The following is a 26,332-nucleotide window of genomic DNA, read 5'->3' on the forward strand; positions in this document are numbered from 1 at the left end:
TTTTTAAATTTTCGAACCAATTTAAATTGAATACGCATATTCTTTTTTAGGCAATTTTACTATCTCTTGAATGAAAGGTGATTGTTCTATAATATCCTCTAACTGATCATTACTATAAACATAAATACCACCCATGTATGAACTGTAAGCCTTTTTTTCAGTTATTACTGCTAAGGTGCTATTTTCCTTTTTAAAATCACCCTCTAGTCCCTTTTCAAATGATAAACTTTTAGAAGCTGAAAAATATAGCTGGATTAACGCCGCTATTTCTATGTCGTCTGATTTTGCAAAATACTTTATTTCATTTAAAATCATTTCATCTTGTAACGGAAGAAAGTCCTCTACTTCTAACCTCTCCCCTTTATGAAAGAAATTTTGTAACTCAGGAGTATAGAACGAAAGATTTTTCTCCTCTACCTTTTTAAAAATAGATTGTATTAATAAGTCTTTCCCTATTACAAATGGATGGCCAAAGCCATTATTGTAAAGCCCTTCTTTTATTTTCATTAGTTGTTCGATCAAAGGGATTCCTGATTCTTCAATAACAAGTTTACCGTTAATAAAACGCATATTAGCAATCAATTCTTCTATTCGTAAGCCCTCCAATTCAAGCGTGGAATAATATAAATCTCTATTCCAAAAATCTAATTGATCCATTCCTAATGAATTAAATAATAGCTCATCTATAATCGGAAAAACTCCATCTTTTGATAAACCTTTCGTTACATCTTCTAATAATCCGGAAATCTTATTTAAAATTGTGCGTATTTCATCATCCTCTTGAATAATTCGAACAGTCCAATCCCCGTGATCCTCTCCAGATATTTTCTGAAAGCAATGCGAATATGGACCGTGTCCAACATCGTGTAGAAGGGCTACAGTAGATACTAACTTCCGCTCATATTCTGACAAATGAATGTCACCAATCTCCGTAAGATGTTCTATCACTTTATTAACTAGTACATATACACCTATTGAATGTTCGTTCCTCGTATGTATTGCGTTCTCGTGTAAAAAATATGTATGGCCTTGTTGTTTAATATGGGCCAACCTTCAAAACGCTTTAGTATCGATCAATCGTATAATCTCTCTATCGTGAATAGTAATTGGTCCGTAAATAGGATCTGTAAAACGCATAACTTCTCCCCCTTTGTAAATTCACACTTACATCATTATACAAAATTTTCAGTCTATAACTCCTTTCCTTCTCTTTAAATATGAGAAATTTTTAATACTCCTTTCATTCTCTCTTCATGAAAACTCAACTTATATCCTTTACTATAATACTTATGAGAGACATAAAAGAATTGAAATGGCAATCCACTATATAAATAAGGTATAATCTACATATAGTGAACCTTTTATATTGTTAAATAAAGGGGCTTATATTCAAAATTCATACATTAGAAGGTGCAACAATGTTAAGTAGTTTTATTCATTCAGTATTAACATTTTTTGAGGGATTAGGTTATTGGGGCATAATGCTTGGACTTATGATTGAAATTATTCCAAGTGAGATTGTCCTTGCTTATGCGGGATACTTAGTATTCAATGGTAGTATCTCATTTGTAGGCGCAGTTATATTCGGTACAATTGGTGGTGTTATTGCCCAAATCTTTGTTTACTGGATTGGTCGATATGGTGGTCGCCCTGTATTAGAACGTTACGGTAAGTATATTTTCATACATAAAAAACAAATGGATGCTGCTGAAGATTGGTTTAATCGTTACGGAACTGGCGTAATTTTCACTGCACGTTTCATTCCTATCGTTCGTCATGCGATATCAATTCCTGCTGGTATTACAAAAATGCCATTACTACGTTTCACTACATTAACAGCACTTGCGATCATCCCTTGGTCTATCATTTTCATTTATTTAGGTGAGAAACTAGGTGAAAATTGGGAGAATATTAACGATATTGCTGGACCGTATGTGAAATCGTTCGCTATCGGTGGCGTTGTACTTATACTTTTATATTTCGTAATAAAAAAGTGGACAAAAAAACGTAAAAATCTTGCTTAAGATTATAATAAAAACCGCTATAAATTCATTAAGAATTATAGCGGTTTTTATTATCGGCTTGATCATGTATTAGAAATTGTATTATTTCTTTTTTATGCTTTAAGTCATGCTCGATAAGTGATGAAAAATAATTATTTAACCTCAATTTTTTTGTGCCAAATTGATAGTCATTATTAAAATTCCGAGCAGGAATTCGCTCAATTTGGTCTACTAATTGTTTACGAGTAAAGCTAAATTGATCTATTAGTTCTTCTTTTGAAATACCAGACCTTGCATATTTTATTGCAACCTTATTCATTTCCTCAACATCTGTTGGAACGATAGGTACAGATTTCCCGCTTACAAAATATGAAATTCTATACTTCATTAGAAACTCATCCCAAACAATAAAATGTGAAATTACATCCGCAATTGCCCATGAACCTTTTTTAAATGGTTGAAACCATATATCCTCCGATATTCCATTCAATGTTTGGCACCATTCTATTAGGCTCAACTTTTCTTCTAGAATACATTCTTTGGCCATCATTTATTCCTCTTCCACACTTATAATCCATTCATATTAATAACTTCTAGATATAGCGTTAAAAACCCTTCAGTTTAAGATTTACGTGGATAAGCAACAATTCAGTCATTCATTTCGTATATTATCTCAAAAAGGAGTGATTCCCCTATGCACTGGCATCAAAAAATACCATACTTAATCGGACGCCCTATCGGCATCTCCTTCGTTAATGGGCAAGGAGCTTCTGGGGTATTATGTTCTGCACATGATGGTCAATTATATGTTTATGAATATCTCTACCAAGCCCAGTTCGCCATGAAACATTATGACTTTAGACAAATTCAAGATATACACGCCTTTCCAAATTGCCCACACCAAAATCCTCTATACTAAAAAACAGGAACGGCTTTATTGCCATTCCTGTTTCTATTGTTTATGCATTATTTTTCAGAGTAAAACTTCTGCACTGCTTCATCGAAATAAATCCAGCCTTTCCAACCTAAATGAATCGTATCTTTCAAGAAATACTTATCATATTCATGGCTAGAAAAATCGACTACTGGGTATCCTGCTTTCTCGACTTGATCGCGAACCTTATTATAATACACATCACGACGTTCTTTTGGGAAACCAGCGTAATCATACCACGGTCCGTTTACAGGCACAGAAATAAAGAGTGGTTTTACATTTTTTTCTTTGAAAAGATCTAAAACAATTTGTAAGTCATCATATTCTGGTGAATCATCATACGATTCATTTGCTCTAAAGTTTTTTAAACCTTTTAATTTTTTCTTTAAATTATGTTTATAATAATATGGATTTTCAATTCCGAATGTATTTGTTGTGGATCCTACTTTACCTTCTTGTTCCGCATGTTTACGTGCATCTTCCCAAGAAAGCGAACGTAATCCCATATTTGTTTCCTCTTTCATCGGTTCGATCTTAAATAGAGAGTTAAATAAATCTCGATGATCTAAAATGTTCCGGTACATATACGCTAGCGGTTTAGCTAGTGCAGCTTTTATGTTATGTTTTGTATCGTTATATACAATACTTTCTAGCGAACTACTTAATATCGCATCCTTACGAACAACTTTATAATCTAGTAAACGTTTCGCGATTTTTTTCTTCATTTCAGGCTTTATTTCGTCATTAAAAATAAAGTGATAGGCTTGTTGTTTGGAGAAATTATTTGTAAAATCCCCTTGTGATACACCGGTTTTTGTAAACCATTGTGGTGAAAGAACAAAGACTACCTTTTTACCTTCTAATTCATCCATTGTAGACGTCATATTTAATATATGAGCCAAGCTTTGCGTACCACCAGTCCCTATTAAAAATGGAGTAAAACCTGCTGGATTTACTTTAAAATAGTTAGATGGATGATATGCATCCATTCGTAAAAACTCTGATGAACCATACATCGGTAAATACTGCGAATTCTCTAACATTTTCTGTTGCAAGAAAACACTTTGTACTTTCTCTTTTTGTAAGGAAGTTGCTGCATCTTCTATCTTTTTATCGCTTAATAGTGATACTAAACTCTTAGATGGAATAAGCAATACAATGAAAAAGAGTACACAGGCTAAAATAATTGGACCAAAAGCATGCTTCATCTTCATCGGTTGTTCCTCTTTCTATTACGAATAAATTGTAACCCTTGTTTATGACACGTCATCATTTCTCTCCTTTTTTTCAATACATGCTCCATTCTATTTATCTATTATATACATGTATGTATTTCCTCCCTTGCTCTATTAAGTCCTATACAAATAGCGCAAGAAAATGCTTCCAAAGAAACATGTTAATTATACAAGATTCTACATAAATTTCACACTGGAATTTATGTAATAATTTTATTTTTAAGCGATGAAAAAACTTATAAAATGTCTATAATTCATTTGAAGCTATAAGAAAAAACAGACTATCACATACGTGAAGTCTGTTTCTTCATCACTTTATTTTTGTACATCTGCCCATTTTAAACTTGTTGCCGGACCGAATTGATGTACATATAAGTCTTTCACATATGGCTTTTGTAAATACGATAATCCGCGCTGGAATACCGGTGCAATTACTGCATCATCAAGAAGTACTTTTTCAGCATCTTGCATTGCTTTCCAGCGAGCCTTTTCATCATTACCTAATTCAGTTTTAATTTTCTTAATTAACGCGTCATACTCTGGATTTGCATATCCTGTATTATTTACGGTACTTCCCGAAAGGAAAACTTCTAAGTATGTCATTGGATCTGGATAATCAGGTAACCAACGTGATAACGACATTTCGTATTCTTTTTTCTTCTCTAACGCTAGTTTTTGCGTATGTGGTTGTAATTTCACATTAACTTTTAGCCCTGGTAAGTTTTTCTCAAGCTGTTCTTTAATATATTCTCCTACTTTTTTAAAGTTCTCTAAGTCATAGTTTAATAGCTCTAACGTCACTTCATTTGTGCCCGTCTCTTGCTTCGCCTTCTCCCAATATTCTTTCGCTTGTTTTACATCAGTCTTATTAAACTCACCTGCCGTACTTCTAAAATCTTTCTTATCTGGTCCTTTTAAAAATCCTTTTGGTACGTAATAATTCGCAGCAACTGATCCATCATTTAAAAATGAAGTCGCAAGCCCTTTCTTATCAAACACTGTACTTAGCGCAAGCCTTGCATTTTTATTTTTAAGAATCGGTACACTTTCATTAAAACGGAAGAAGTACATAACCGGATCTGTATATTGTTTTAGCTCTTTATTGCTTTTATATTTATCTACGAATTCTGTTGAAATGACAGCTCTATCTACCTTATCTGTTTCATATAAATTTACCGAAGTTGAAATTTCTTTAACAATTTGGTAGTTTACTTCATCTAATTTCACTTCTTTTTTATCCCAATATTTATCGTTTTTCTTCATTGTAAAGCTCGCTTCGTGCTTCCACTCTGATAATGTAAATGGCCCATTATATATCGCTTTATTTGCCTCTAACCCGTATTTATCACCTTGCTCCTTCGCATATTTTTCATTAATTGGATAGAAAGATGGTAAAATGAGTAGTTTCGTAAAATACGGTACAGGATGTTCCAGCTCTACAACGAACGTTTTATCATCTTTTGCTTTCACACCTAATTCTTCTAAGCCTAATTGTTTCTTATTTATCTTCTCCGCATTTTTCACATCGTACGCGATATATGCATATTGAGAGGCTGTATCTGGATTTATAAGTTGCTTCCAAGCATATACGTAATCATGAGCTGTTACTGGATCGCCGTTAGACCATTTCGCATCACGCAAGTGGAATGTATAAGTCTTTCCGTCTTTACTCACTTCATATTTTTGTGCTCCAGCCTCAATCACTTCATCATTTTTCGATAAACGGAATAACCCTTCCATTACATTGTTTAAAACATTAAACGATACGGCGTCTGTTACTTTTCCGGAATTTAGTGACGGAATTTCACCCGTTTCTAATAGTTGCAATACTTTCTTCTCATCTTTCGGCTTTGTAGCTGTTTTTTCTTTAGCACAGCCTACTAAAAATGAAGATACAAGTAGAGTACTAACTAATGAGTAGCGAACAACCTTCTTCATATAAAGCCCCCCTATCTTTTTTAAGGTAAGTAACGACGAGCACCAGCGTATTCTTCTATATATCCTGGTGTATTTAGCGGTATAATTTCTACCGATCTTTCAGCTCTTGGTGAGTGAATCATATTTCCATCACCAATATACATGGCAACGTGATGAACACTACCTTTTCCTTGATTATGTGCAAAGAATATTAAATCGCCCTTTTGTAGGTTTTCTTTATCAACCGCAATTCCTGCTTTTGATTGTGGCCCAGAATCCCTCGGTATTGTAATGCCATGTGATTTATAAATCGTATGTGTAAATCCAGAGCAATCAAATCCAAAACCACTTGTACCAGCCCATATATACGGTAATCCTAAAAACATTTTTCCGGTGTTTATTAAATCATCAGCGGTTGGAGCCGGAATATCATTTGGAGAACGGTAAACAGTTCCATCATTTTTCCGTAGCCACGCCTTCTGACCATTTGGCAACAATACGCGGTATGAGATCGTATCTTCACTTAATAACGGTAAACGCGTATTATAGCTGACTTCAAGTGATTTATGTTTTTCAGAAGGGTTAATATATACAATTGCTGTCGGTTTCGTTATTAATACGAAAGGTTCGTTTGTTTTATCTACAAATTCTTGATTATACGTTAATTGTTTTTCAGGCATCCACCCTGGATACCCTTCTTCATTTCGCGGCGTTGGCTGTCCGTGCACTAGTACTTTTACCCAATCACCTTTTTTATCAATTACTGTTACTTCTTGACCGAGTAGCGCTTGCGTTTCTAATTTATTTGCACTCGTTAACCAAAGCTTCTCATCTAGCGTCATTGATTTCGTCCACTTCCATAAATCAACTGGATTTGTTGCGCTCGGTGCATCAATTGGGCGTAATGAGTCAGGTGCAGTCCATAACGTTGCAGCAGATACATCTATAAATGCTTTATTATCCTTCTTCTCTTCAGCATTTGCCGATGTAAACGATGAAAATATAAATAAGGTTGTCAAAAATGCAGTTCCTACTTTTTTCATATATATCCCCCTTAAAAGATAGTTTACTAGGTACTACTTCTAAGATTGTATATTCACTACAGAATGCAGGTTTACCTTTGGACCATTGTAAGTCATTCCTTCCGGGTCTTCCATTAACCATAACGGTGCATCAAGATCAAAGTAATGAATGTTCGGATGTGCCGCAGCTAAATGGGCAACAGCACTAACTGAAAGTGAAGATTCCATCATACTTCCAACCATACATTTCACACCTGCTGCTTCCGCAATATCTGCAATTTTCCAGGCTTCTCGTATGCCGCCGCATTTCATTAATTTAATATTAAGTAGGTCTGCATATCCTCCTTGGACAATCTTTAATGCGTCGCTTGCCGAAAACATACTTTCATCTGCCATAATAGGCGTTTGTACATTGTCCTTCACGTACTTTAATCCTTCCCAATCTTTCGCATGAACTGGTTGTTCTACAAATTCTATATTTAAATTTCTATTCTCCATTTCTCTAATAATAGAAACCGCTTCTTTCGGTTTCCATCCTTGATTTGCATCTAAACGTAACGTCGTATTCTTTGGAACTACATTTCGAATTGCCTCTATGCGTTCTAAATCTAAATGTGCCTCTTTACCCACCTTAATTTTCAATGTTTGGAATCCCTTGTCGATATGCTTTTTCGCTTCTTTTGCCATTAATAAAGGCTCATCCACACTTACTGTAATATCAGTATGAATCTCTTTCTTCCCACCTAACAATGCATATAACGGTATGTTGTGAAATCGACAATATACATCGTATAAAGCCATATCTACCGCCGCTTTCGCACTTGTATTTCCTATACAGCTCATTTGAATGTGTAACAATAACGTTTGAAATTGTAGCACATCTTTATCAACTAATACGGAGCGAATTGGCCCTAATATTGCTTCCTCAATCCCGTTGGTAAAATCACCTGTAATAACCGGTGTTGCTGCAGCAGCTCCTTTTCCAACAATCCCTTCATCTGTATGAATAAACACATCTATACTTTCGATTTCCGTTACAGTGCGAAGCGCAGTTTTAAACGGTGTATGAAGCTTTACATGTCGACGGTTTACCTTCACATCGGTAATTTTCATTTTGTTCATCCTTTCATTGTTTATAGAGTGATACTTTAATCCCCGGGTGGCTTTTCCGTTAATGCGAAACAAAAAAATCCAGCCATAAGAAGATTCTTACGGCTGGATTTTGTCTATGAATGGGTAGACAAAGCAGCGATCTGATTATATTTTTTCTGTGCATCCTTTAGCGCTACAAGTAGCGCCTTTTGAGACGAACCGAAGTATCGATTTTTTATTTCTGTTACTAATGCTGGGTCATTAATATTTTTATGTAGAAACAAATATTTAACAAATTGAGATGTTAATGCAATTGTGGCTGAGCAATCTGCATCTACAATTTCCCCTGTATCCTTCTCAAGTACAAATGCTACAAAATAACTTTTGAACTTTTCGGTAATGGGATTATTTTGAGGTGCTTTCGCATCCCCTACGACGTAAATTGTATTTGAAGCGTACACAGCTATCTTCCTTTCTTATACGAGGATAACGGTTTTCTTAACAGACGTATAAGCTGTTAACTCAACGTTGATTAAAAAATGTATCCGTTTACCTTGTATTATATACAATTGACAGAATTTTAACAATATTTATTTTGACATATATTCCATAATTATGAAAATCTCTTGAAACAATTAAAATTGGCTCAAACTTCTCATTTTTACAATATGTCATTGCTCCTTGTACCATGACATTCACACTACAAACAACTTTTTCCCTCATACATCAAAAAACAGTTAGCTATCGCTAACTGTTCCACCACTTCACTTTGGCAATACGAATATTGTTTCGTTTGACTTAGAAAATTGATACTCTTTTCTAGCAAACTTTAAAATCTCTTCTTCATTATCGGTTAAATTCTCAATGTTAGTCTTTAAAGAACCTTGATCTTTCTTTAAAGAAACTAATTGTTTCTTTTGATTTGTTATAGTATTTTTTTTGCCATTAATTACTTCTTGTTGTTTCGTTAAAATATATTGAACGTACAAAGTAGTCGCAGCAATAAAAATGAACATGAAAATAAAACGCCTTAACTTCTTCTTATTTATAGTTCGCTTGTCGTTAGGCTGTGATAGTTGCTCTGGTATATTAGGAACATTGACTCTTTTGAGTTTCCTCATTTTCAAATCCCCCTAACCCATATTTTCTCACTACCATAGGCACGATCTCTTACTAACTTAAATTCTATTCTTATAAAATAACCTCCTTCACAAAAAAATCTCACAAATTAACCAATTAGAGATAGCGTTCGACGACATCTCTGTATTTAAAATGAGAATTTTTATTTATGCTGCTATAAAATAGTAGTTTATGTTATTCTTTTTCCTCTATTGTAGAAAACATTTTTACACACATAAATTCCACTTTTGCATACCGATGTTATAACATGCTTACAAGGAGGAAAAATGATGCACTACCGTACATTAGGTAAAACTGGAATTACTGTTTCTGAAATTGGCTTTGGAGCGTGGGCGATTGGCGGCGATGAATGGGGTCCTGTTAACGACACACAATCTATAACCGCTATGAAGAAAGCAATTGAATGCGGCGTAAACTTTATTGATACTGCTGATGTATACGGATTAGGACATAGTGAAAGGTTAGTAACTCAAGCGATAAGAGAGCACCGTAATAATATCGTTTTATCAACGAAAGGCGGTTTAATTGGGCATCACTATGATCCAAGTGGAGAGCCTGTTTATAATACTGCAGAAAAAGTGATCGCAGTATTTGAAACTAGCTTACTGCGCCTAGAAACAGATTATATTGATGTTTATTTCTGTCACATTTGGTGGGATAAACAAGAAGAAACAGAAGCATTTTTACGAGCATTTGAAATATTAAAACGGGACGGAAAAGTAAGAGCTGTTGGTGTTTCAACTCACGACATACAATATATAAAACACTTCAATAAAAACGATGAAATTGATGTTGTGCAACTTGATTACAACATATTAAACCGAAAACCAGAAAACGACATACTGCCCTACCTACAGGAGAACAATTTAGGAGCTGTTATACGCGGCCCTTTAAAAATGGGGATATTAACTGGAAAGTTTACAAATAAAACAACTTTTCTTGACGGAGATTTACGCCAAGAATGGCCAAAAGAAAAGTGGTTTCAAGATGATTTACAAAAAGTAGAGAAACTACGATTACTCTCAAATGAAAATCAAACCTTAGGGCAACTGGCACTTCGTTATGTCCTCACTCATCCAGCGGTATCGGTCGCAATTCCTGGCGCAAAAACAGAAAAACAAGCGAAAGAAAATGCAGACTCGTCTATCCGTCCGATTCTTACAGATCAGGAATTAGCGCATATTCAGTCAATATAAAACAAGACGAGCAGCTGGAAATATCCAACTGCTCGTCTTGTTTTACTTTTAATATTGTAAATCAATATCATATTCCATTCTCTTCGCTGTTTCTTCAGCAACCTCAGCACCCAACAAATTTTTCACAATATGAAATGACATATTAATTCCGGCTGAAATTCCACCAGACGTAATAATATGCCCCTCATCTACAAACTTTACATTCTCTAATACTTCCACATTCGGAAAATCATTTCTAAAACTTTCAATACTTGCCCAATGTGTTGTCGCTTTGAAGCCATCGAGTAATCCAGCTTTCGCAAGTAAAAGCGCACCGGTACAAACAGAAGTCATTAACTTTACTTCTTTCATTTGCTCGCGGATCCAATTTGTTATTATTTCATTTTTCATTTCGTTTTCTCTAACACCTAACCCACCAGGAATAATTAAAATATCAACTGGAGGCAAGTTTTCGATACTATAGTCCGGTTGTACCTTTAATCCATTTCTCGCTGTAATCATTTCTCCATCTTGACTAACAGTATGAACTGTAAATGGTTGACCTTCACTTGTTGCTGTAACGGAAAAAACTTCAAATGGACCCGCAAAATCTAACACTTCCACTTCATTAAAAAGAAAAACCCCTACATTCCAGTGGCTAATCATAAGCTCACTTCCTCTTGCAAATGATGTAATAGGGATTCATGCTCTTTTTCTAAAGCAATATCATATGCGGTTTTCCCATCATTTTTCTTAATCATTTTATTAGCACCATTTTCAAGAAGTAATATAATGATTTCTTCATTTCCTAATAACGCTGCTTCATGAAGTCCTGTCCAGCCACCACTTTGCACAGCATTCACATCTGATCCCTTTTCAATTAAGAAAGCTACAAGCTCGCTTTGCTTATTCGCAATTGCTGCTTGAAGAGGTGTATTTTCATTTTCGTTTTTTGCTCTAATATGTATTTCTGCTCCCTGTTCTAAAAGGAAACTTGCAATTTCTTTCTGTCCAAAATAAGCAGCTAAGTGAAGCGGTGTCCATCCATCTTCACTAAATGAGTTAACAAAACTTGGATCCGTATTAATGATTTCTACTACCTTTTCTTTTTCCCCGCTTATGACTGCTTGTGATATTGATATGATTTGTTCCATAATGAACCTCCATGTATAGAAATATTAAGTACCCCTTAATAAATTCCATTAATAATCACATGTTCCTTTCTAAATAATTAAGTTTACATAATAATATTATTTTTATAATTCGTTATCCTAATAAAAAAACAACCGACTCTAATGAGTAGATTGTTTTTTAGTTTCATTTTTATAATTGTTTTAAAAAAATATCGTTTTCACTTACAACTAATAAACATTATTAAAAATGAAATGAAATTATATATTTAGCAGCCATGAACTCTTTACATATCAAAACCGGCTATTTACTTAAATTAATAGTTTTTTATCATTTGAAAATAAAAATGGAATTTATCCTTACATTTGAAAAATACGTATATAGCAAGAATCTATAGCAGTACTCTTATCATACTAATCTATAACAATTCTGCCTTCTTCCCTTACCTGTATCCTTTAAAACATAAGACTTTAAAACGAGTGCTGTTAGTGAATCTGTTAATGTTTTATATGATAAATTTGAAAGAGCTAATAGATCGTTCGTATATAACATTCTATGCTTCTCTAATAATAATAGTACTAATCGTTCTGACGGTTTTAATGTTTCATCACTTTCTAGTATAAAATCTATATTTTTCATATCCCTACTTCTTACTCCTTATATAAAAAAATGATTTTAGTAGTTATTTAATATAAAAATACTACATAACAAATTTGAAGATATATCGAAATAACATAACACCCAAACACTTTTATACTATAACATAAAAAAGACATTTCCCCAAATTGAAAATGCCTTTTTATATCTACTTCTCTTTTTTATATAATTGATATGATTGTTCTAGCCCTTTATTATATTTCGTATTATTATCTGTCCATTCTCCCCCTAAGTTTCCTGGCCACCCTGATGTATTAGCAACATATTTAAGCAACTCCCAATCCTGCAATCCTTTTTTCACACCACGTTCATACGATTTGACCATACTTGAAATTGCTATCGTTGTATTTATACGCGAATCCACTAAACTCTCTTCCGATAATTGCACTGGTGCTAATCCACCACGATGTAATTGGAATAATCCAAAAGATGTTCCGTTATCTCCTATTGCTTTTCGGTTAAATTTTGTTTCATGATCCGCAATTGATAATGGTATCCAATCTGGAATATCATACCTCTTTGCAACTTCACTAATTACTTGCTTATTATTTTTAATCTCTTTCTGCTTTTCATAGTTAATATAAATTACATAACTTAAAGTAACTAACGTAAATAATATGAATATATATTGTAGTGCCTTTTTCATCATTTCATCTCCTGCTTTGTATATGTTTCACTTTCTATATACACTATAAGACTTTTATGTGACATTCATTTGACAAAATGATATTAATTATACATAAGCTGTTACAGTTTCAACTATCAATCTAAAAACTACAATTCTTCTAAAAGACTCCTTCAACACATAAAAACAATCAGCCTTTCATGTATAGTACATGAAAGGCTGATTGTTTTTCACTACACTTTTTTATGTATACAGTATATCCCTGCTATAATAAAACAAATTGAAATTACCGATAAAATTGTACCCTGGATTTCATAAAATGCAGTAAAGAATTTCCCGCTTCCTCTATCCCAAATTTCTAATGCACCCGCGTAAATTGCGGAAGTTATATATGTAAGGCCGAATAGGAGAACACCCGAAAAAACATAGGTTACTCAAATATTTTTCATTATTAGCTCACCTCCATTAATTTGATTTGTGAATAAAACAAAAAAGACCTTTATACGTTAAAGATCTTTTTCATCTTATTTTTGTTAGAAAAAACGCCAGAACCTAAAACAAAAACTAACTTTATTATACGTATCTCCATATAAAAATTAAAGACTATAAGGTTACCAGCCTCTTCTCGATTATCATTTTCACATTAAATGTTTCTTGCAATATGCGGTTTGCTGTAATGACTCGTTCCACCGCCACCTACTACTACTTTACCACCTTTTTCGAAGATTAATAATTTACTTGAACCATCTGAAAGTAAAACTATTACTTCAGCATGATCACTTGTAGCTACATAGATTACATAACCACTTTTTGAAATACAAGTTTCCCAATTCTCATCAAATTCTGATCTCACTACTCGATTTGAATACACTTGATTTTCAATTCTTCCTTGTTCTTCGTTTTCCAAGTTTATTCCTCCCACTTCTCTAAAGTGTCATTTATAGTAAAATAACAGCCCATTTAAAATAGTGACTGACTTTAACATAAATAGTATATGTAGTTAGTAGGAGAATGCTTGGACAATGAAAACGTAACAGCATTTAAGTATTTTACAATCGGAATTTTCCCTTAATCATTACAGCTACTTCTTTAGCATTCAAATGAGTATTATTAATTTTTATGTACTCTTTTTTTTCAATTTCATCATGAAATGAATTTAATCTATGTTTTTTCATCGTTTCTTTTAAATTTTTTTCAGACCATTCAATATCTCTTTTTTTCGGTTTATGCTCTAGTCTATGTGGACTTTTATTTCGCTCTAATCTTTCATCTAATTCTGCCTCGAGCTCTACAAAATATACTGCTGCGCCTATTGATTCAAAAATACTTACTACATGGTTTATGTACTCCCAATCCGATTGAAAGTCAAATGCCCATACATATGTAAAAATCATTCCGTATAAATCACTTTTAGACACTTCTTCAAACAGTTCATTACGAAACAAACTTACTAACCGTTGTGCTTCCGCTTTGTACTGTAATCAAAAAACGAGCTAACAAAATCAATCGTCATATGATTATGAAATAGCTTTAAATCAGTTATTTTTTCTAACTCATGCCCGACCGTCATTTTCCCGACTGCTTGCGGGCCAAATATTAAGATGAATTTCATTTGTTTGCCTCCGATTTTTCTCTATAAACAATGAAATAAAACATATCCTAAAATTGAAAATAAAGCAGTCGATGTTGTGTCGATTGCCTTATTTTCATGAATAGTTCCTATATTATTACTTTCGTACAGCTTCAAAAGTAATAATTTGTTCTGCATTTGACGGTTGCTTTTCATAAACATAGTCAGCAGAGCAAGTAATGTCAGTGAAACCTATACTTTCTAAAAGGAGCTTAAACTCTTCTATTCCATACCACCGCATTGCAAAACGTTGTAGTTCAGTTTGTACTAACTGTCCTTTACTCCATTTTTCATATTTTAAATATGATACAGTTACTTGGTTAAGCCAATCTATTTCAATTGATTTATTTTCTAATGTAATTCCGTCCCCGCTTGGCAGAGAAAAAGTCGATGTATGAATCTCACCCGTCTTCCAGTCATATGGAAGCGCAAGATCTACAATTAAACGCCCGCCTAGATTAAGATGTCGATAAAAACATTTCAGAGCATTTATAGAATCATCACGATTTTCAATTAAAGAAAAGGATCCAGTAGGAATTATTATCGCTTCATATTTATGTGGCAGTGAAAATTGTTGTAAGCTTCCTTCATATAAATTAGGATGCAAGCCTCTCTCTTTACACCGCATACGGCAAGAGTCTAGCATTTCAGGCGAATAATCTATCCCATCAACTTTAAAGCCAGCTTCAAGAAATGGAATAATGACACGTCCCGATCCTACTGCTGCTTCGAGAATTCTCCCTTTACAACTTTTTAAACGATCTTGATAATATTCAATATCACCATTCAAAGAGTAACCGACAGGTTTTGTGAAATCATATAATTCCGTACAAAGTGTACTATAATAACTAAACATTTATTTTCTCCTCCGTTTTATGTGTACGGAAGATTCTAATTTACTTAATCTTTCCGTACCTCAAATTTTAATGAGAATTCGAAAGAGCTGACTGTCATAATATATCACTCGCTTTCCATAGAATATAATCATATTGTATAATATTCCCTTCAAAATGAACATATAGAAACCAAAATTCAGACTTATACCGAAAGGAGGATATGATGAATTCATTAATTGGATTTGTTTTTCTTCTTATCATATTTAATACACTGATTTTCTTTATAGCAAAGCAGTATAAACGAATATGGAAAATAGCCAGTGGTATTTTCATTCTTTCTTCCCCCATTGTTTTCTTTGCCACTATGCACGTAATTGGAGAAAAAGTAGGAGATGGATTAGCTGGAGGTTTTGCCGCTTTTACCTTTAGTGGCCTTTTAATCATTAATGCAATTTTTTTATTTGTTGTAAATATTATTATATCTACCAATAGAAATGCATAATACACTCCCTATGCTTGTAGACATTTCTATTTCAAAATTTAAAGAGCTTACTATAGTAAGCTCTTCATCAAAAACTATTTATTTCACAATCGGCAATGTCACTTCACTCAATTTCACAGTTAGCTTCGTTCCTGCTTTCGGTCTAATTGTATAATCGTAATCACTTGCGATTAAAACGATTCCCATTTGATGCCCTGCTTTAAATACGTAATCATCTGGCTGCATGTCCCATGTAAATGTGTAATCTTTACCAGGTTGAATCGCTGTTGAATTTTCTATACTATTTAAGTTTTGCGGATCCATCCAACCTCTCGTTACAATTTCAGGCTTCGCTCCGCCATAATCAACGAGTAAAGCTGTTAAATTCGAAACAGATCGATCAATATTTCCTGTTATTGAAATTTTAGGCGTACCACTTATTCGCATATCTTTTTGCAGTACAGGCATTGTATATACTAATCGATTCGCTATTTCTAACTCAGGGTTTTCTACTAGTTGATTTGACTGTATTTTAGCATCATCTACTAATGAGAAAACATTGTTTACTGACCCCATACTTAATGGTAGATTGACTGCTTTATTACTTAAATACATACGGACTTTTGATGGTACAGCTGCTGGATCTGGCCAATTTTTTATTTTTTGCCACGATTTATTTTCACGTTGTACATCTACCATCGGTTCATCCATAATTCCATTTTCAATTCCATATAACCAATAATCGAACCATTTATTTTGGGTTTGTTGCCAGTTATTACTTGATGTTCCACCATGTCCACCTTGATGTAACCACATTTTACGAGGAACATTATTTTCACCAAGAGCTTCCCACCACTGTGCGAACTGCTTCGTTTTTACATTCCAATCATTTAAACCGTGAACAACAAACACACTAGCCTTCACATTCTTAACATCTTTTACATAGTTACGTTTATCCCAAAAGGCGTTATAATCGCCTGTTTTACGATCTTGTCCAGCTGTTAGTTCTTTAATAATTTGCCCGCAAACTTCAGGGTTCTTTCTTGTTAGTACTGCTTCTGCCATATTATCTGTATCTTCTCCTTGATATCCACCTGGCGCAATTACTGCCCCATTTGCACGATAATAGTCATACCAACTACTAATCGCTGCGATTGGAATAATTGTTTTTAACCCTTCCACTCCTGTCGTTGCGACAGCATTCGGTAACATACCATTATAAGAAACTCCTGTCATTCCTACATTTCCCGAAGACCAATTTGCATTTACTTCCTTACCATCCTCTGTATATGCTTTCGCACGCCCATTTACCCAATCAATGACAGACTTCGTCCCAAGTATTTCTTGCTCATCTCCAGTGGTCGGACATCCATCTGATTTCCCAGTTCCGATACTTTCACCTAAAATGACTGCATATCCTCTTGGAACGTAATAATTTCCGTATGAACCAAGATTAACAGCTCCATACGGTTTTCCTCCATATGCATTCAATTCTTCATCAACACTATAAACAGGAACATCTTTCAATCCAGATCGATATGGACTCATTTCATAAATAACAGGGACTTTCACATCTGGATTTGTCTTTGGGCGCATAACCTTTACTGATACACGATCTTTTTTACCATCTCGATCACTATCAACTTCTGTCTCTACAAATAAATTTTCTACGATGGCCTCATCAAGTGAATAGATTGGCTTCGTCATCCCATTTTCTAATTCAATTTTTGTGTTTGGAGTTAAAGCTTCTGAGACTTGACCATTTAACTTAATATCACTCCCTTTTACAGACCTCCCTTCCTTATTTTCCGCATGTGCAGTCATACTAGAAACTCCTGAAGTAATTGTTAAAGATAATATAGCTGAAAGTGTTATTGCTAATTTCTTTTTCCTCATGCCCTTCCCTCCCCATATATTCCTTCTTTTACTATACATTAAAAATGCAGAAAATTCAGTTTATATTTTATAGAAAGTTGAGAAATTTGTAAAACATTCAAATCTTTCAAGATAATAGAAAAGGAACTAATAATAATTAGTTCCTATCTATATACATATAAAATTGTATTTCTCCATCTTCTACCGAAACTCCGTATTCAAATCCATGTCTTTCTAATATACTTTTTACAATCGCTAATCCTAATCCAGTACCTGATTTTTCTTTGCTACGTGAAGACTCTAATACGTAAAAAGGCTCCCAAATTTTATCTATCTCTTTACTGCCCTCAGCAGCAATACCATTTTGAATTTGAAAATACACAATGCCATTTTTCTCTTCTAATATGATTTTTATATTTTGATTCGTTGTATATTTTATCGCATTAGAAATTAAATTTTGAAAGACCATTCTCATTTTATTTAAATCAGCATAAACAATCGTGTCACCAACACTATAGTTCACTTGCAACTTGATTTCTTTCGACTCCAGTTCAATCTTATGCTTATCTATTATACTTTGTACTAGTGGTTCAATAGGGAATTCTTCTTTTTGTAAAATATCTCTTTCTAGTTTAGAGAATCGCAATAACTCTTCAATTAAATTTGAAATTTGATCTGTTTGTTTAATGATTGTATCAACATATGTGCCATCATCTAAACCGTCTTTTATTCCCATAGAATATGCTTTTACTAATGCGATTGGCGTTTTTAATTCATGAGTTACATCGCCCATAAATCGTTTTAAGTGGTCATTTCGATCTGTTAAATCTTGATGTGCTTCATGTAATTTATCACTCATAATGTTTATACTATTTGCTAAATCACCTATTTCATCATTCGTTTTAACTTTCGTCCGTTTAAATTTCAGACGTGAAATATCTTCTGCGACATCACTCAATTCATTCAGTGGTGTAGTGATTGTTTTTGAAAAAATCCAGACGAGCACGATAATAAGAAATAGTGAGAATCCCAAAATGTATAAATAAAATGAGTTAAGCGTGTTAATTACTTCATTGGAATGTGCGATAGAAACTCCTACTAAAATCAACATATCATCTTTCGCAATGTATTTCGCAAAAAAACTAGATTTTATCTTTTCTTGATCATATATTTTATTCGATTGTCCGAGGTTCTTCACTTTCGTAATTTCTTCTTTTGTAATCCAAAGTTTATTCAATGCAACTCTCTTTTTTGTAAGTTGCATGCGTAATTCTTCATTAATAGCATCTTCTGAACTATTTATTGATGTATACGCAATCGTAACATTACCTTCATTTTCAATACGATTTATAGCATCATCCAGCTCTTTACGCGGTATCGACTGTATTTGCGCTGTAATGCCTTCTAAGCTTTCGCGTGTTTTGTGCACATTATATTTTGGTAAAAAATAGTTAATTAATAATAAAGAGATGGCAAAAATAAGGATGACTGTTAAAGAGATGCTGAAAAATAACTTTTTACCGAGTTTATTCACACTCTTCCTCCAAACTGTATCCTAAACCGCGATGTGTCTTTATAATATTTTCTCCTATTTTTTTACGTAATCTTCTTACATGCGTATCAACCGTTCGCTCTTCCCCAAAATAATCAAATCCCCAGACTATATCTAACAACTTTTTCCTCGTTAAAATCGTGCCTTTATGATTTAAAAAGCACTTTATTAATTGTAATTCTGTCTTTGTAATGTCTAATTCTTTCTCATTTTTATATACTTTATTTTTGGTGAAATCTATTTTTAAATCTTGAACTTGAATAACATCTTCATGCTGTACAAGCTTTTTCGCTCGCGTAATTAGCACTCCTGGGTGAAATGGTTTTTTCACATACTCATCTGCCCCACTTTGAAGAGCTGCTAATTCATCTTCACTTTCACTTTTCGCAGTAAGCATTAATACTTTTACACTCGAATTCTTTTTTATTTCCTGACAGACAGTAATACCACTACTTTTCGGCATCATCCAGTCTAAAATAGCTAAGTCAATTTTCTCATCATAAAATATTTGAAGTGCTTCCTCTCCATCTTTTGCTAATAAAACTTCGAAGCCTTCTTTTTCAAAATACGCTTTTAAAATTTTCAGCATATCTTGTTCATCATCTGCGATTAATACTTTCATTACATTTCCTCCATTACTTATAAACAAATATCAATTTTATCATACAACTTCTTTGTTACATCAATGTGACATAAAAATATTTACAACGTTTGAGGGTATAGTAAGTGTGAGGTGTTGTTTCATGTTCAAAAAAATAGGAGTCATTACTCTTCTCTTCTTTTTATTATCAACAAATGCGTTCGCAAATACAAATAAACAAATTGAAGTATTTGATTGTAAAAAAGAAATGGTGGTCCAAAAACAATCTTTAGATTCAGCCATCCAAAAAGAAGCAGTTCAATACGCAAAATCAATTACTGGTCCATTTAAAAACTTAAATGTCGTTCCGAAAGATGGTCATATGATAAAAATCCCGTTATCAAAACCTGTTCCTATTACAAATCAATGGTTACATACAACAATCGATGAAGTACTCATCCTTCTCCCACTTAATGAAAAACCTTACATTATGCTTTACGATGATGAGAATAATCCCCATTTTTATTATGTAAAAGGTGATCCGAAGGGTTTATTGAAACAAATGAATGTTAAGATGTAATTGCATAAGAAAGGTTCCATACGCAATGAGCATGGAACCTTTCTACAATATTATATAGTGACTCGAACCTTTATAATATTCTCCTTTTACAAATCCATTTGCGCTATAAAACTCATCACCTTGCTTTGTATCCGAATGTAGAACAACAACGTGAAAATACTTTTCCGCATGTCTTAATAGTTGCTTTAATAACAACTTCCCTAATCCGATGCGCCGATAATCCTTTGAAATATAAAATCTCCTCAATCGGCCAATCTTATTATCTTTCGTATACGGATCTTGATTTAATCCACCGATTCCAATTAACGTATCACCTCGAAAAATGCCATATAAACATTCGCCCGTTTTACTAAATGTATTTCTTTTACTTTCATATTCATTTATTAGTTTTATTAAGAAGTTAAATCCTTCTTCTTTACTTTCCTGGACAAGGTGATTGACCTCATATTTTAGCAAATCTCCAATTCGTTTTATTTGTATATTTTCCAGCTTACTCCCCCACTTTCTCTATCCAAATGTATCTTTTTAAAAAATAAAAATGCCCAAGAATATATTATCCTGAGCATTCATTTGAATGTGAACTTATTCATTTTGTTATGTACGTATTCTTCAATTCTGGTAATATCCCCTTCAGTTCCATTAAATCATCAATTACTAAATCAGCATGAGCAAGTTCATCTTCTTGTGCAAAATCAAAATTACATCCAATCGCAATTAAACCATTATCTTTTGCCGCATTAATATCAGATAAACGATCTCCAACTACCGCTGCCTCTTTTATATCATATTTTTTCAAAATACTTTTTACTAAGTCACTTTTATTAAGCGATTGAATTTGTTCAATACTAAACGTTTCAGTAACCCATTGGTCTAAATCATAATAAGATACGATTGCCTGTAAATATTCCGTTAAACCGTTACTAGCAATGTAAATGGAACAGTTATTTTCTTTTATAAAACTAAAAACTTCCTTTACATTCGAATATAAGGCACCATTTCCGCTCTTTATATTTTCAATTAGTCTTTCTAAAAAATATGCATCTGTTTGTTCCCTTACTTCATTAGAATGATTAGGTAATAAAGCTTCCCAAACTTTAGGTAAAGGTACACCCATAATTTCACGATATTTATCAATTGGTGTTATCGTATCCCATAATTGTAGTGACCGTAAATGATCAAATGTATCATCTAGTGATAACTCTAAAATTTTATCTGTTTGAAATAAAGTTCCATCCATATCGAAAATTAGTGCTTGTAACATGATAATCTCTCCCATTCTTTACTTATGAACTACAATACAGCTTTACTCGAAATATTTTTAAGCATCTCAACAATAATTTCTGAACAATAATTCGCTGCAATTTTCGCAAAGTCATCATATGAAACTTGCGCTGAATCATCTGCACTGTCAGAAATGCATCTCAAAACGAGAAACGGTATGTCATTTATATAAGCAACATGTCCAATTGCTGCTCCTTCCATTTCTGTACAATGAGGTGCATATTCAGTGACTAATTGCTCCTTTAATTTTGAATCCTCGACGAAGCATTCTCCGCTGACGATTCTTCCTTCATGAACAGTAATATTTAAACTACTACTATTAACAGCTTTTCGGGCTAAATCTCTTAATTCCTCACTTGCATGAAAAGCTTCTTGAAACGGAAATAGATTCTTCATTTGATGTTTATTAACATCATGATGCGTAACATTTGTAGAAATAACTAAATCGCCAATTTTCACATCCGGATGTAATCCACCCGCAACACCTGTATTAATGATAGAATCCACATCAAATTTATTAATTAAAATTTGTGTACATGCGGCAGCATTTACCTTTCCTACACCACATCGCGTAATAATAATTTCTGTATCCATGAAGTTTCCTTTATAAAAAGGTATTCCCGCAATAGTATATTCCTCTTTAATAATTAGTTTTTCTAATAGTAAGTCTATTTCTATTTGCATTGCTCCGATAATGCCGATTCTGTTCATGTATGTAGTCCCCTTTGTTAATTTGTAATCCCTTTAATCCTCTCCGCCATAACCGAAAGTAAAAACTTCGGCAATACAAGTTGTCTCTTTATTCTTTTTGGCTGCGACATTAATCTATACAACCATTCTGTTCCAGTATCTCTCATTATTTTCGGTGCTCTTTTTACAGTACCTGATATTATATCAATCATGCCGCCTATACCAATAGATAGTGGCACGTTTAATGTTTGTAAGTTATCATAGATGAATTCTTCTTGTTTAGGTGAACCTAAACCTACCAACAATAAATGCGGATTGAATTGCTTGATTTGAGCTTTTACTTCTTCTATTTCTTCACCGTTTACAAATCCATGCTGTCCTTTAAAATGTGCATATGGATTTTGCTCTTTTAATTTTTCTAATGCTTTTTCATTACTTTCTGGTGCAGCTCCAAAAAGAAAGACACGATATCCATTTTCATTACAACATTTTATTAAATCGCGAGTTAAATCTGCCCCAGTAACACGCTCTTTCAACGTTCCTTTTAATATTCTCGATCCAATTATGACACCAATCCCATCGGCTGTTATTAAATCCGCAGATAGTAACATTTTTTCAAACTGCTTTGATGTAGCCTTGTTTTCCTTAGCTGACATAACAATTTCAGGATTTGCAGTTACTACAAATCTTGGTTTCTCTTGTTTTTCATGTAGCCAACCTTTTAATAAACTTATAGCTTTTGCATATTCTAAAGTTGAAAAAGGTATTCCTTTTATAAGCTGATGATCCACTATACTCTCCCCTTACGTAAGTTGCATATATTCATCAATGTCTTTAGAAATTTGTATAAAAGCTTTATTCCAAAATTCATACTCTGTCAAATCAATATCAAAATGTTTTTTCATCAATTCTTCAACTGGAGCCTTTCCTGTTTCTCTTAAAAACTCTTTATACCTCAAATGAAATGCATTTTTATTTTTATTTTCCTTTGCTATTTCGATTAAACTAAAACTCGCTAAATACCCAAATGTGTATGGATAATTGTAAAAAGGAACGTCTGCTATATAAAATTGAATGTATTTCATCCAAACAAACGGCTGATATTCGTTTAATTCATTTCCGTATGCTTCTTTTTGTGCCAATATAGATAATTTTTCAATTTCATCAGCACTTAAAGGTCCTTCCTTGCATTCTTCATAAAATTTTTTCTCAAACTGAAACGATGCCCGAATTGCCATAACATAATTAAAACTATTTCTGATTTTCCAGCTAAGCAATGACTTTTTCATCTCTACACCATCTGTTGTTTGAATTAAATAATTCATGATTACCGTTTCAAAGAAAATAGACGCTGATTCAGCTGTACTCATTGGCAGATAATCATCTAAAAATGTTGTAGATTGTTCAAGACTCATAACAAAAAAATGCCAAGCGTGTCCCAGTTCATGAGCAAGTACTCTTACACTATCAATTGTTCCATCATAACGAATTGAAATGCGAGATTCTTTTTCACTGAAAAAAGGAGCACAAAATCCACCCGGCGGTTTATTATCTCTCGGTTCAGCGTCGATCCAGCCATTCGCTATTGCATTCTGTGCGAACTGTGCCAATTCTTCATCTATATTTTTTAGTGCATCATATATGTTTTTTACTGCTACTGAAAAAGGAATAACAGTCTCATTACTTTCTTTCCATGTCATTAGCTCGTGCCATGTAATTGAATTCTTTCCTTTTTTATAACCGTTTAACGCAATTACTAGCTTCGTAAGATTTTGTTCCGTTGCATTCCACATTTGGGATAATGCAGTTTCAGAGATGCCATTTGCTTGTAGTGATTGTTTTAAAATCTCTGTTCCTTCCATTTCATCACTTTTAGCATGACGTAATTTTCCTATTTGATTCAATACAGTAGCAAAGATATCTTTTTCCTTATTCAAAGCATTTGTAAGAGAATCAAATACTATTAATCTTTCATTATGATCATCACTATTCATCGCAACGTAATTTGCTTGTCCAAATGATAAAGTCTCTTTATCGTGTATTACTTCTATTTTATTTCTTAATTGTGTATACATATCTTCCCAAGCTTTTAATTCATTTTCTATTAGTTTAATACTTAAATGATTTGTATTAACACTTTGTCCCTTACTAGATTCTATTAATAGTTGAACTTCTTTCTTTAATTGATTTACTTTTACACTTAGTAAAGTATTTTCAGGATGCTTCTCATCTTCAGCAGCACGGCAATATAAGTAATACTCTGCTTTTTCGATAGCCTGTATAAGTTGTGAAAGGATTACTGAGTCTTTTGTTGCTTTATATTCTATAATTAACCGTTCTATAGAAAATATAAGATCTTGTTTATTAGAATATAGTCTGCCTAAATCCCATTTAGTTGGAGCTTGAATAAGTATATTCATTTTAATAGCCTCCTATTTTTACAAATAGTTACAAAAATTTAATCCCTCCATAATTATATATGAATCCCCAATATTTAGATATCTCTAAATATTGAAACTTAAACGAATGTATTTTAACATTCCTTATTCTGCTCCCTCCCATTTACAAGTCTACCTTTTATGCAATATAAATAGCATAAAGACGCTAAAGCTACAACTATTGGAATAAGTATGACTCCTCCAATAAAGGGATAAACCGCTATACAACATGTAAAAGCTATTATAGAAAAGATTTTACCTAATCTATTATTTATTAACTTAACTCCGGCCGCAGTACCGACTATATATGTAACAATCCCTAACGAGTTCGGTATTAATACGATTCTATCTATACTAATATGAAAAACGAAACATATTAACAAACCTATTATTGCAATAAAACCTACAACTTTTATTGCATTTGTTGGCGCTGCTCTTTTTACATTAATACTTGCTAAATAACGAGGTGCAACTTCTTCCTGCCCTAGCGAATAGCCTAAACGGCCCATGCTTGCGATAAATGCATTTGTCGTCCCTAAGCAAATAATAAAAGCTACAAATCCAATTAACCATGCAAATTGATTACCTAATGTTTGTTTTATTACAAGTACTAGAGCTGTAGTATTATCAGCATTAATATGATATGATTTTGTTCCAATTACTGATAATGCAATCCCCATATATAAAACTCCAATAATAATAATTGCAAATCCTGTAGACAAAATAATATTTCTTTTTCTAGGTGCTTTAAATTCTGGAGCTAAACTCGCAATTGCTTCCCAACCGAAAAACGACCAAAAAATTAATAATGACGCATCTAAAATCGGGTTTACTGCTTTCATAGAAATATGTACATTTATATTTTTCATTTCAATATAAGGTAGTGAGCTTATAATTGTTACGATTAAAATAAAAAAAGTTAATACACCGATACATACTTGAAATGAACCGCTCATTTTTAATCCAAATAAATTAAAGCCGATAGAAATACTTACTATGATTAACCCGATAATATAAGAAAAATACGATGGTAAAGAAAAGACTTTTACTATATACATTCCACCTGTCAGTGATACAATGATTTGCCCAACACTACCTGCGATAAAAAAACACCACCCTACAATCGCACCTACTTTTTTACCAAAAGCCTTCTCAGAAAAAGTTGCAATTCCCCCTGCACTTGGATGCTCAATAGATAAAAAAGCGAATGTTAATGCAAGTGGGATACTAAGTAAAATCATAATAAGCCAAGAAATAATCGCATTCCCTTCCGCTATACTCGCAGTCATACCAGGTAAAATAAGAATTCCTGATCCTAAAACTGCCCCTACATATAAAGCTGTTCCCTTTTTAATAGAAATTGTTTCATTGAAATGATTAGACATTACATGCACCTCCATTTATATTTTAATTATAGAAAGTTATCAGTCTATTCAACATTCAATTGTGTATGTAATT

Annotated in this window: 27 protein-coding genes and 4 pseudogenes; 5 read left to right on the plus strand and 26 right to left on the minus strand. The window is 33.2% G+C overall.

All coding sequences use genetic code 11. The annotated features are described in order from the left end of the window. Window positions 1-21: 21 nt before the first annotated feature. A pseudogene (locus MR155_RS09440) lies at window positions 22-1,137 on the minus strand (HD domain-containing protein). A 281-nt stretch (window positions 1,138-1,418) separates the two neighbouring features. On the opposite strand from MR155_RS09440, the gene uptA reads away from it, so the two are divergent. Continuing rightward, window positions 1,419-2,024, plus strand: coding sequence for an undecaprenyl phosphate transporter UptA (gene uptA / locus MR155_RS09445; protein WP_002032601.1), 606 nt, complete (start codon window positions 1,419-1,421; stop codon window positions 2,022-2,024). A gap of 28 nt (window positions 2,025-2,052) precedes the next feature. Here the strand turns inward: uptA and MR155_RS09450 are convergent, their stop codons facing one another. Beyond that, window positions 2,053-2,550, minus strand: a complete 498-nt coding sequence (locus MR155_RS09450) for a DinB family protein (protein WP_242309421.1) — start codon at window positions 2,548-2,550, stop codon at window positions 2,053-2,055. Between the two features lie 147 nt (window positions 2,551-2,697). On the opposite strand from MR155_RS09450, the gene MR155_RS09455 reads away from it, so the two are divergent. Then, window positions 2,698-2,922, plus strand: coding sequence for a hypothetical protein (locus MR155_RS09455; protein WP_002142107.1), 225 nt, complete (start codon window positions 2,698-2,700; stop codon window positions 2,920-2,922). A gap of 47 nt (window positions 2,923-2,969) precedes the next feature. Here the strand turns inward: MR155_RS09455 and dltD are convergent, their stop codons facing one another. The 7 genes and pseudogenes from dltD to MR155_RS09485 form a co-directional block, all read right to left on the minus strand. Beyond that, window positions 2,970-4,151, minus strand: coding sequence for a D-alanyl-lipoteichoic acid biosynthesis protein DltD (gene dltD, locus MR155_RS09460; RefSeq protein WP_242309423.1), 1,182 nt, complete (start codon window positions 4,149-4,151; stop codon window positions 2,970-2,972). Window positions 4,152-4,487: 336 nt separating this feature from the next. Beyond that, on the minus strand, window positions 4,488-6,110 hold the full coding sequence (locus MR155_RS09465; protein ID WP_242309425.1) for a peptide ABC transporter substrate-binding protein: 1,623 nt from the start codon (window positions 6,108-6,110) through the stop codon (window positions 4,488-4,490). Between the two features lie 20 nt (window positions 6,111-6,130). After that, window positions 6,131-7,132, minus strand: a complete 1,002-nt coding sequence (locus MR155_RS09470; RefSeq protein ID WP_242309427.1) for a C40 family peptidase — start codon at window positions 7,130-7,132, stop codon at window positions 6,131-6,133. Window positions 7,133-7,171: 39 nt separating this feature from the next. Next, window positions 7,172-8,233 carry a dipeptide epimerase gene (locus MR155_RS09475; protein ID WP_242309429.1) on the minus strand — a complete coding sequence of 354 codons (1,062 nt, stop codon included), beginning with the start codon at window positions 8,231-8,233 and terminating at the stop codon, window positions 7,172-7,174. Window positions 8,234-8,337: 104 nt separating this feature from the next. Continuing rightward, window positions 8,338-8,664 (minus strand): DUF3870 domain-containing protein, encoded by a 327-nt coding sequence (locus MR155_RS09480; RefSeq protein WP_002012954.1) that lies wholly within the window; start codon window positions 8,662-8,664, stop codon window positions 8,338-8,340. A gap of 88 nt (window positions 8,665-8,752) precedes the next feature. Further along, a pseudogene (locus tag MR155_RS32225) lies at window positions 8,753-9,029 on the minus strand (hypothetical protein). Further along, window positions 8,968-9,324, minus strand: a complete 357-nt coding sequence (locus MR155_RS09485; RefSeq protein WP_002085024.1) for an FtsB family cell division protein — start codon at window positions 9,322-9,324, stop codon at window positions 8,968-8,970. The pseudogene MR155_RS32225 and the gene MR155_RS09485 overlap by 62 nt, the downstream one beginning before the upstream one ends. 288 nt (window positions 9,325-9,612) lie before the next feature. On the opposite strand from MR155_RS09485, the gene MR155_RS09490 reads away from it, so the two are divergent. Further along, the gene (locus MR155_RS09490) at window positions 9,613-10,539 is read left to right on the plus strand and encodes an aldo/keto reductase (protein ID WP_242309431.1); all 927 of its coding nucleotides are present in this window, start codon (window positions 9,613-9,615) and stop codon (window positions 10,537-10,539) included. A 48-nt stretch (window positions 10,540-10,587) separates the two neighbouring features. On the opposite strand, the gene MR155_RS09495 is transcribed toward MR155_RS09490, so the two are convergent. The 8 genes and pseudogenes from MR155_RS09495 to MR155_RS09525 all read right to left on the minus strand — a co-directional run bounded on the left by MR155_RS09495 (window position 10,588) and on the right by MR155_RS09525 (window position 15,417). Further along, window positions 10,588-11,184, minus strand: a complete 597-nt coding sequence (locus MR155_RS09495; RefSeq protein WP_219302672.1) for a DJ-1/PfpI family protein — start codon at window positions 11,182-11,184, stop codon at window positions 10,588-10,590. After that, the gene (locus MR155_RS09500; protein ID WP_113937482.1) at window positions 11,181-11,672 is read right to left on the minus strand and encodes an ankyrin repeat domain-containing protein; all 492 of its coding nucleotides are present in this window, start codon (window positions 11,670-11,672) and stop codon (window positions 11,181-11,183) included. The genes MR155_RS09495 and MR155_RS09500 overlap by 4 nt, the downstream gene beginning before the upstream one ends. Before the next feature lie 385 nt (window positions 11,673-12,057). After that, on the minus strand, window positions 12,058-12,288 hold the full coding sequence (locus MR155_RS09505) for a hypothetical protein (RefSeq protein ID WP_000789035.1): 231 nt from the start codon (window positions 12,286-12,288) through the stop codon (window positions 12,058-12,060). A gap of 166 nt (window positions 12,289-12,454) precedes the next feature. Continuing rightward, a complete protein-coding gene (locus MR155_RS09510) occupies window positions 12,455-12,955 on the minus strand; it encodes a transglycosylase SLT domain-containing protein (RefSeq protein WP_113937483.1) in 501 nt (166 codons plus the stop codon). Window positions 12,956-13,164: 209 nt separating this feature from the next. Beyond that, window positions 13,165-13,380: pseudogene (locus tag MR155_RS32020) on the minus strand (hypothetical protein). Window positions 13,381-13,574: 194 nt separating this feature from the next. Continuing rightward, complete coding sequence (locus tag MR155_RS09515; protein ID WP_002142115.1) at window positions 13,575-13,838, minus strand: hypothetical protein; 264 nt, start codon at window positions 13,836-13,838, stop codon at window positions 13,575-13,577. Window positions 13,839-13,980: 142 nt separating this feature from the next. Beyond that, a pseudogene (locus tag MR155_RS09520) lies at window positions 13,981-14,543 on the minus strand (AAA family ATPase). 115 nt (window positions 14,544-14,658) lie between these two features. Continuing rightward, a complete protein-coding gene (locus MR155_RS09525; RefSeq protein WP_242309433.1) occupies window positions 14,659-15,417 on the minus strand; it encodes a class I SAM-dependent methyltransferase in 759 nt (252 codons plus the stop codon). 203 nt (window positions 15,418-15,620) lie between these two features. Between MR155_RS09525 and MR155_RS09530 the strand changes: the two genes are divergently transcribed. Then, window positions 15,621-15,899, plus strand: coding sequence for a hypothetical protein (locus MR155_RS09530; RefSeq protein ID WP_113937487.1), 279 nt, complete (start codon window positions 15,621-15,623; stop codon window positions 15,897-15,899). Window positions 15,900-15,977: 78 nt separating this feature from the next. Here the strand turns inward: MR155_RS09530 and MR155_RS09535 are convergent, their stop codons facing one another. The 3 genes from MR155_RS09535 to MR155_RS09545 form a co-directional block, all read right to left on the minus strand. Continuing rightward, window positions 15,978-17,774 carry a Xaa-Pro dipeptidyl-peptidase gene (locus MR155_RS09535; protein WP_242309435.1) on the minus strand — a complete coding sequence of 599 codons (1,797 nt, stop codon included), beginning with the start codon at window positions 17,772-17,774 and terminating at the stop codon, window positions 15,978-15,980. A gap of 136 nt (window positions 17,775-17,910) precedes the next feature. Then, entirely contained in the window at window positions 17,911-19,287 is a 1,377-nt protein-coding gene (locus tag MR155_RS09540; protein ID WP_219302680.1) for a sensor histidine kinase, read from the minus strand. After that, the gene (locus MR155_RS09545) at window positions 19,280-19,927 is read right to left on the minus strand and encodes a response regulator transcription factor (RefSeq protein ID WP_000865958.1); all 648 of its coding nucleotides are present in this window, start codon (window positions 19,925-19,927) and stop codon (window positions 19,280-19,282) included. Before MR155_RS09545 ends, MR155_RS09540 begins: the two co-directional genes overlap by 8 nt. A 121-nt stretch (window positions 19,928-20,048) precedes the next feature. On the opposite strand from MR155_RS09545, the gene MR155_RS09550 reads away from it, so the two are divergent. Further along, window positions 20,049-20,465: a hypothetical protein gene (locus MR155_RS09550; protein WP_060749962.1), complete on the plus strand. Its 417-nt coding sequence runs from the start codon at window positions 20,049-20,051 to the stop codon at window positions 20,463-20,465. A 42-nt stretch (window positions 20,466-20,507) separates the two neighbouring features. On the opposite strand, the gene MR155_RS09555 is transcribed toward MR155_RS09550, so the two are convergent. The 6 genes from MR155_RS09555 to MR155_RS09580 form a co-directional block, all read right to left on the minus strand. Beyond that, window positions 20,508-20,921 (minus strand): GNAT family N-acetyltransferase, encoded by a 414-nt coding sequence (locus MR155_RS09555; RefSeq protein ID WP_219302684.1) that lies wholly within the window; start codon window positions 20,919-20,921, stop codon window positions 20,508-20,510. Between the two features lie 130 nt (window positions 20,922-21,051). Continuing rightward, the gene (locus tag MR155_RS09560; protein ID WP_242309437.1) at window positions 21,052-21,726 is read right to left on the minus strand and encodes an HAD family hydrolase; all 675 of its coding nucleotides are present in this window, start codon (window positions 21,724-21,726) and stop codon (window positions 21,052-21,054) included. 29 nt (window positions 21,727-21,755) lie between these two features. Next, the gene (locus tag MR155_RS09565; protein ID WP_242309439.1) at window positions 21,756-22,457 is read right to left on the minus strand and encodes a 5'-methylthioadenosine/adenosylhomocysteine nucleosidase; all 702 of its coding nucleotides are present in this window, start codon (window positions 22,455-22,457) and stop codon (window positions 21,756-21,758) included. 17 nt (window positions 22,458-22,474) lie between these two features. Continuing rightward, window positions 22,475-23,227, minus strand: coding sequence for a WecB/TagA/CpsF family glycosyltransferase (locus MR155_RS09570; protein WP_016091569.1), 753 nt, complete (start codon window positions 23,225-23,227; stop codon window positions 22,475-22,477). Between the two features lie 12 nt (window positions 23,228-23,239). Continuing rightward, window positions 23,240-24,856, minus strand: coding sequence for a M3 family metallopeptidase (locus MR155_RS09575; protein WP_242309441.1), 1,617 nt, complete (start codon window positions 24,854-24,856; stop codon window positions 23,240-23,242). Between the two features lie 113 nt (window positions 24,857-24,969). Next, a complete protein-coding gene (locus tag MR155_RS09580; RefSeq protein ID WP_242309443.1) occupies window positions 24,970-26,259 on the minus strand; it encodes an APC family permease in 1,290 nt (429 codons plus the stop codon). Between the last annotated feature and the right edge of the window lie 73 nt (window positions 26,260-26,332).

Origin of the sequence: Bacillus cereus group sp. BfR-BA-01331, assembly GCF_022663915.1 — a bacterium.
GTDB classification, from domain to species: Bacteria; Bacillota; Bacilli; order Bacillales; family Bacillaceae_G; genus Bacillus_A; species Bacillus_A mycoides.

Excerpts from the sequence above, each read along its gene's own strand:
- MR155_RS09535 (WP_242309435.1), bottom strand. The coding sequence starts at position 17,774 with ATGAGGAAAAAGAAATTAGCAATAACACTTTCAGCTATATTATCTTTA.
- MR155_RS09525 (WP_242309433.1), bottom strand. The coding sequence starts at position 15,417 with ATGTTTAGTTATTATAGTACACTTTGTACGGAATTATATGATTTCACA.
- MR155_RS09545 (WP_000865958.1), bottom strand. The coding sequence starts at position 19,927 with ATGAAAGTATTAATCGCAGATGATGAACAAGATATGCTGAAAATTTTA.
- uptA (WP_002032601.1), top strand. The coding sequence starts at position 1,419 with ATGTTAAGTAGTTTTATTCATTCAGTATTAACATTTTTTGAGGGATTA.
- MR155_RS09580 (WP_242309443.1), bottom strand. The coding sequence starts at position 26,259 with ATGTCTAATCATTTCAATGAAACAATTTCTATTAAAAAGGGAACAGCT.
- MR155_RS09510 (WP_113937483.1), bottom strand. The coding sequence starts at position 12,955 with ATGATGAAAAAGGCACTACAATATATATTCATATTATTTACGTTAGTT.
- MR155_RS09560 (WP_242309437.1), bottom strand. The coding sequence starts at position 21,726 with ATGTTACAAGCACTAATTTTCGATATGGATGGAACTTTATTTCAAACA.
- MR155_RS09465 (WP_242309425.1), bottom strand. The coding sequence starts at position 6,110 with ATGAAGAAGGTTGTTCGCTACTCATTAGTTAGTACTCTACTTGTATCT.
- dltD (WP_242309423.1), bottom strand. The coding sequence starts at position 4,151 with ATGAAGATGAAGCATGCTTTTGGTCCAATTATTTTAGCCTGTGTACTC.
- MR155_RS09565 (WP_242309439.1), bottom strand. The coding sequence starts at position 22,457 with ATGAACAGAATCGGCATTATCGGAGCAATGCAAATAGAAATAGACTTA.
- MR155_RS09455 (WP_002142107.1), top strand. The coding sequence starts at position 2,698 with ATGCACTGGCATCAAAAAATACCATACTTAATCGGACGCCCTATCGGC.
- MR155_RS09475 (WP_242309429.1), bottom strand. The coding sequence starts at position 8,233 with ATGAACAAAATGAAAATTACCGATGTGAAGGTAAACCGTCGACATGTA.
- MR155_RS09575 (WP_242309441.1), bottom strand. The coding sequence starts at position 24,856 with ATGAATATACTTATTCAAGCTCCAACTAAATGGGATTTAGGCAGACTA.
- MR155_RS09470 (WP_242309427.1), bottom strand. The coding sequence starts at position 7,132 with ATGAAAAAAGTAGGAACTGCATTTTTGACAACCTTATTTATATTTTCA.
- MR155_RS09500 (WP_113937482.1), bottom strand. The coding sequence starts at position 11,672 with ATGGAACAAATCATATCAATATCACAAGCAGTCATAAGCGGGGAAAAA.
- MR155_RS09495 (WP_219302672.1), bottom strand. The coding sequence starts at position 11,184 with ATGATTAGCCACTGGAATGTAGGGGTTTTTCTTTTTAATGAAGTGGAA.
- MR155_RS09490 (WP_242309431.1), top strand. The coding sequence starts at position 9,613 with ATGCACTACCGTACATTAGGTAAAACTGGAATTACTGTTTCTGAAATT.
- MR155_RS09550 (WP_060749962.1), top strand. The coding sequence starts at position 20,049 with ATGTTCAAAAAAATAGGAGTCATTACTCTTCTCTTCTTTTTATTATCA.
- MR155_RS09530 (WP_113937487.1), top strand. The coding sequence starts at position 15,621 with ATGAATTCATTAATTGGATTTGTTTTTCTTCTTATCATATTTAATACA.
- MR155_RS09505 (WP_000789035.1), bottom strand. The coding sequence starts at position 12,288 with ATGAAAAATATAGATTTTATACTAGAAAGTGATGAAACATTAAAACCG.
- MR155_RS09485 (WP_002085024.1), bottom strand. The coding sequence starts at position 9,324 with ATGAGGAAACTCAAAAGAGTCAATGTTCCTAATATACCAGAGCAACTA.
- MR155_RS09450 (WP_242309421.1), bottom strand. The coding sequence starts at position 2,550 with ATGGCCAAAGAATGTATTCTAGAAGAAAAGTTGAGCCTAATAGAATGG.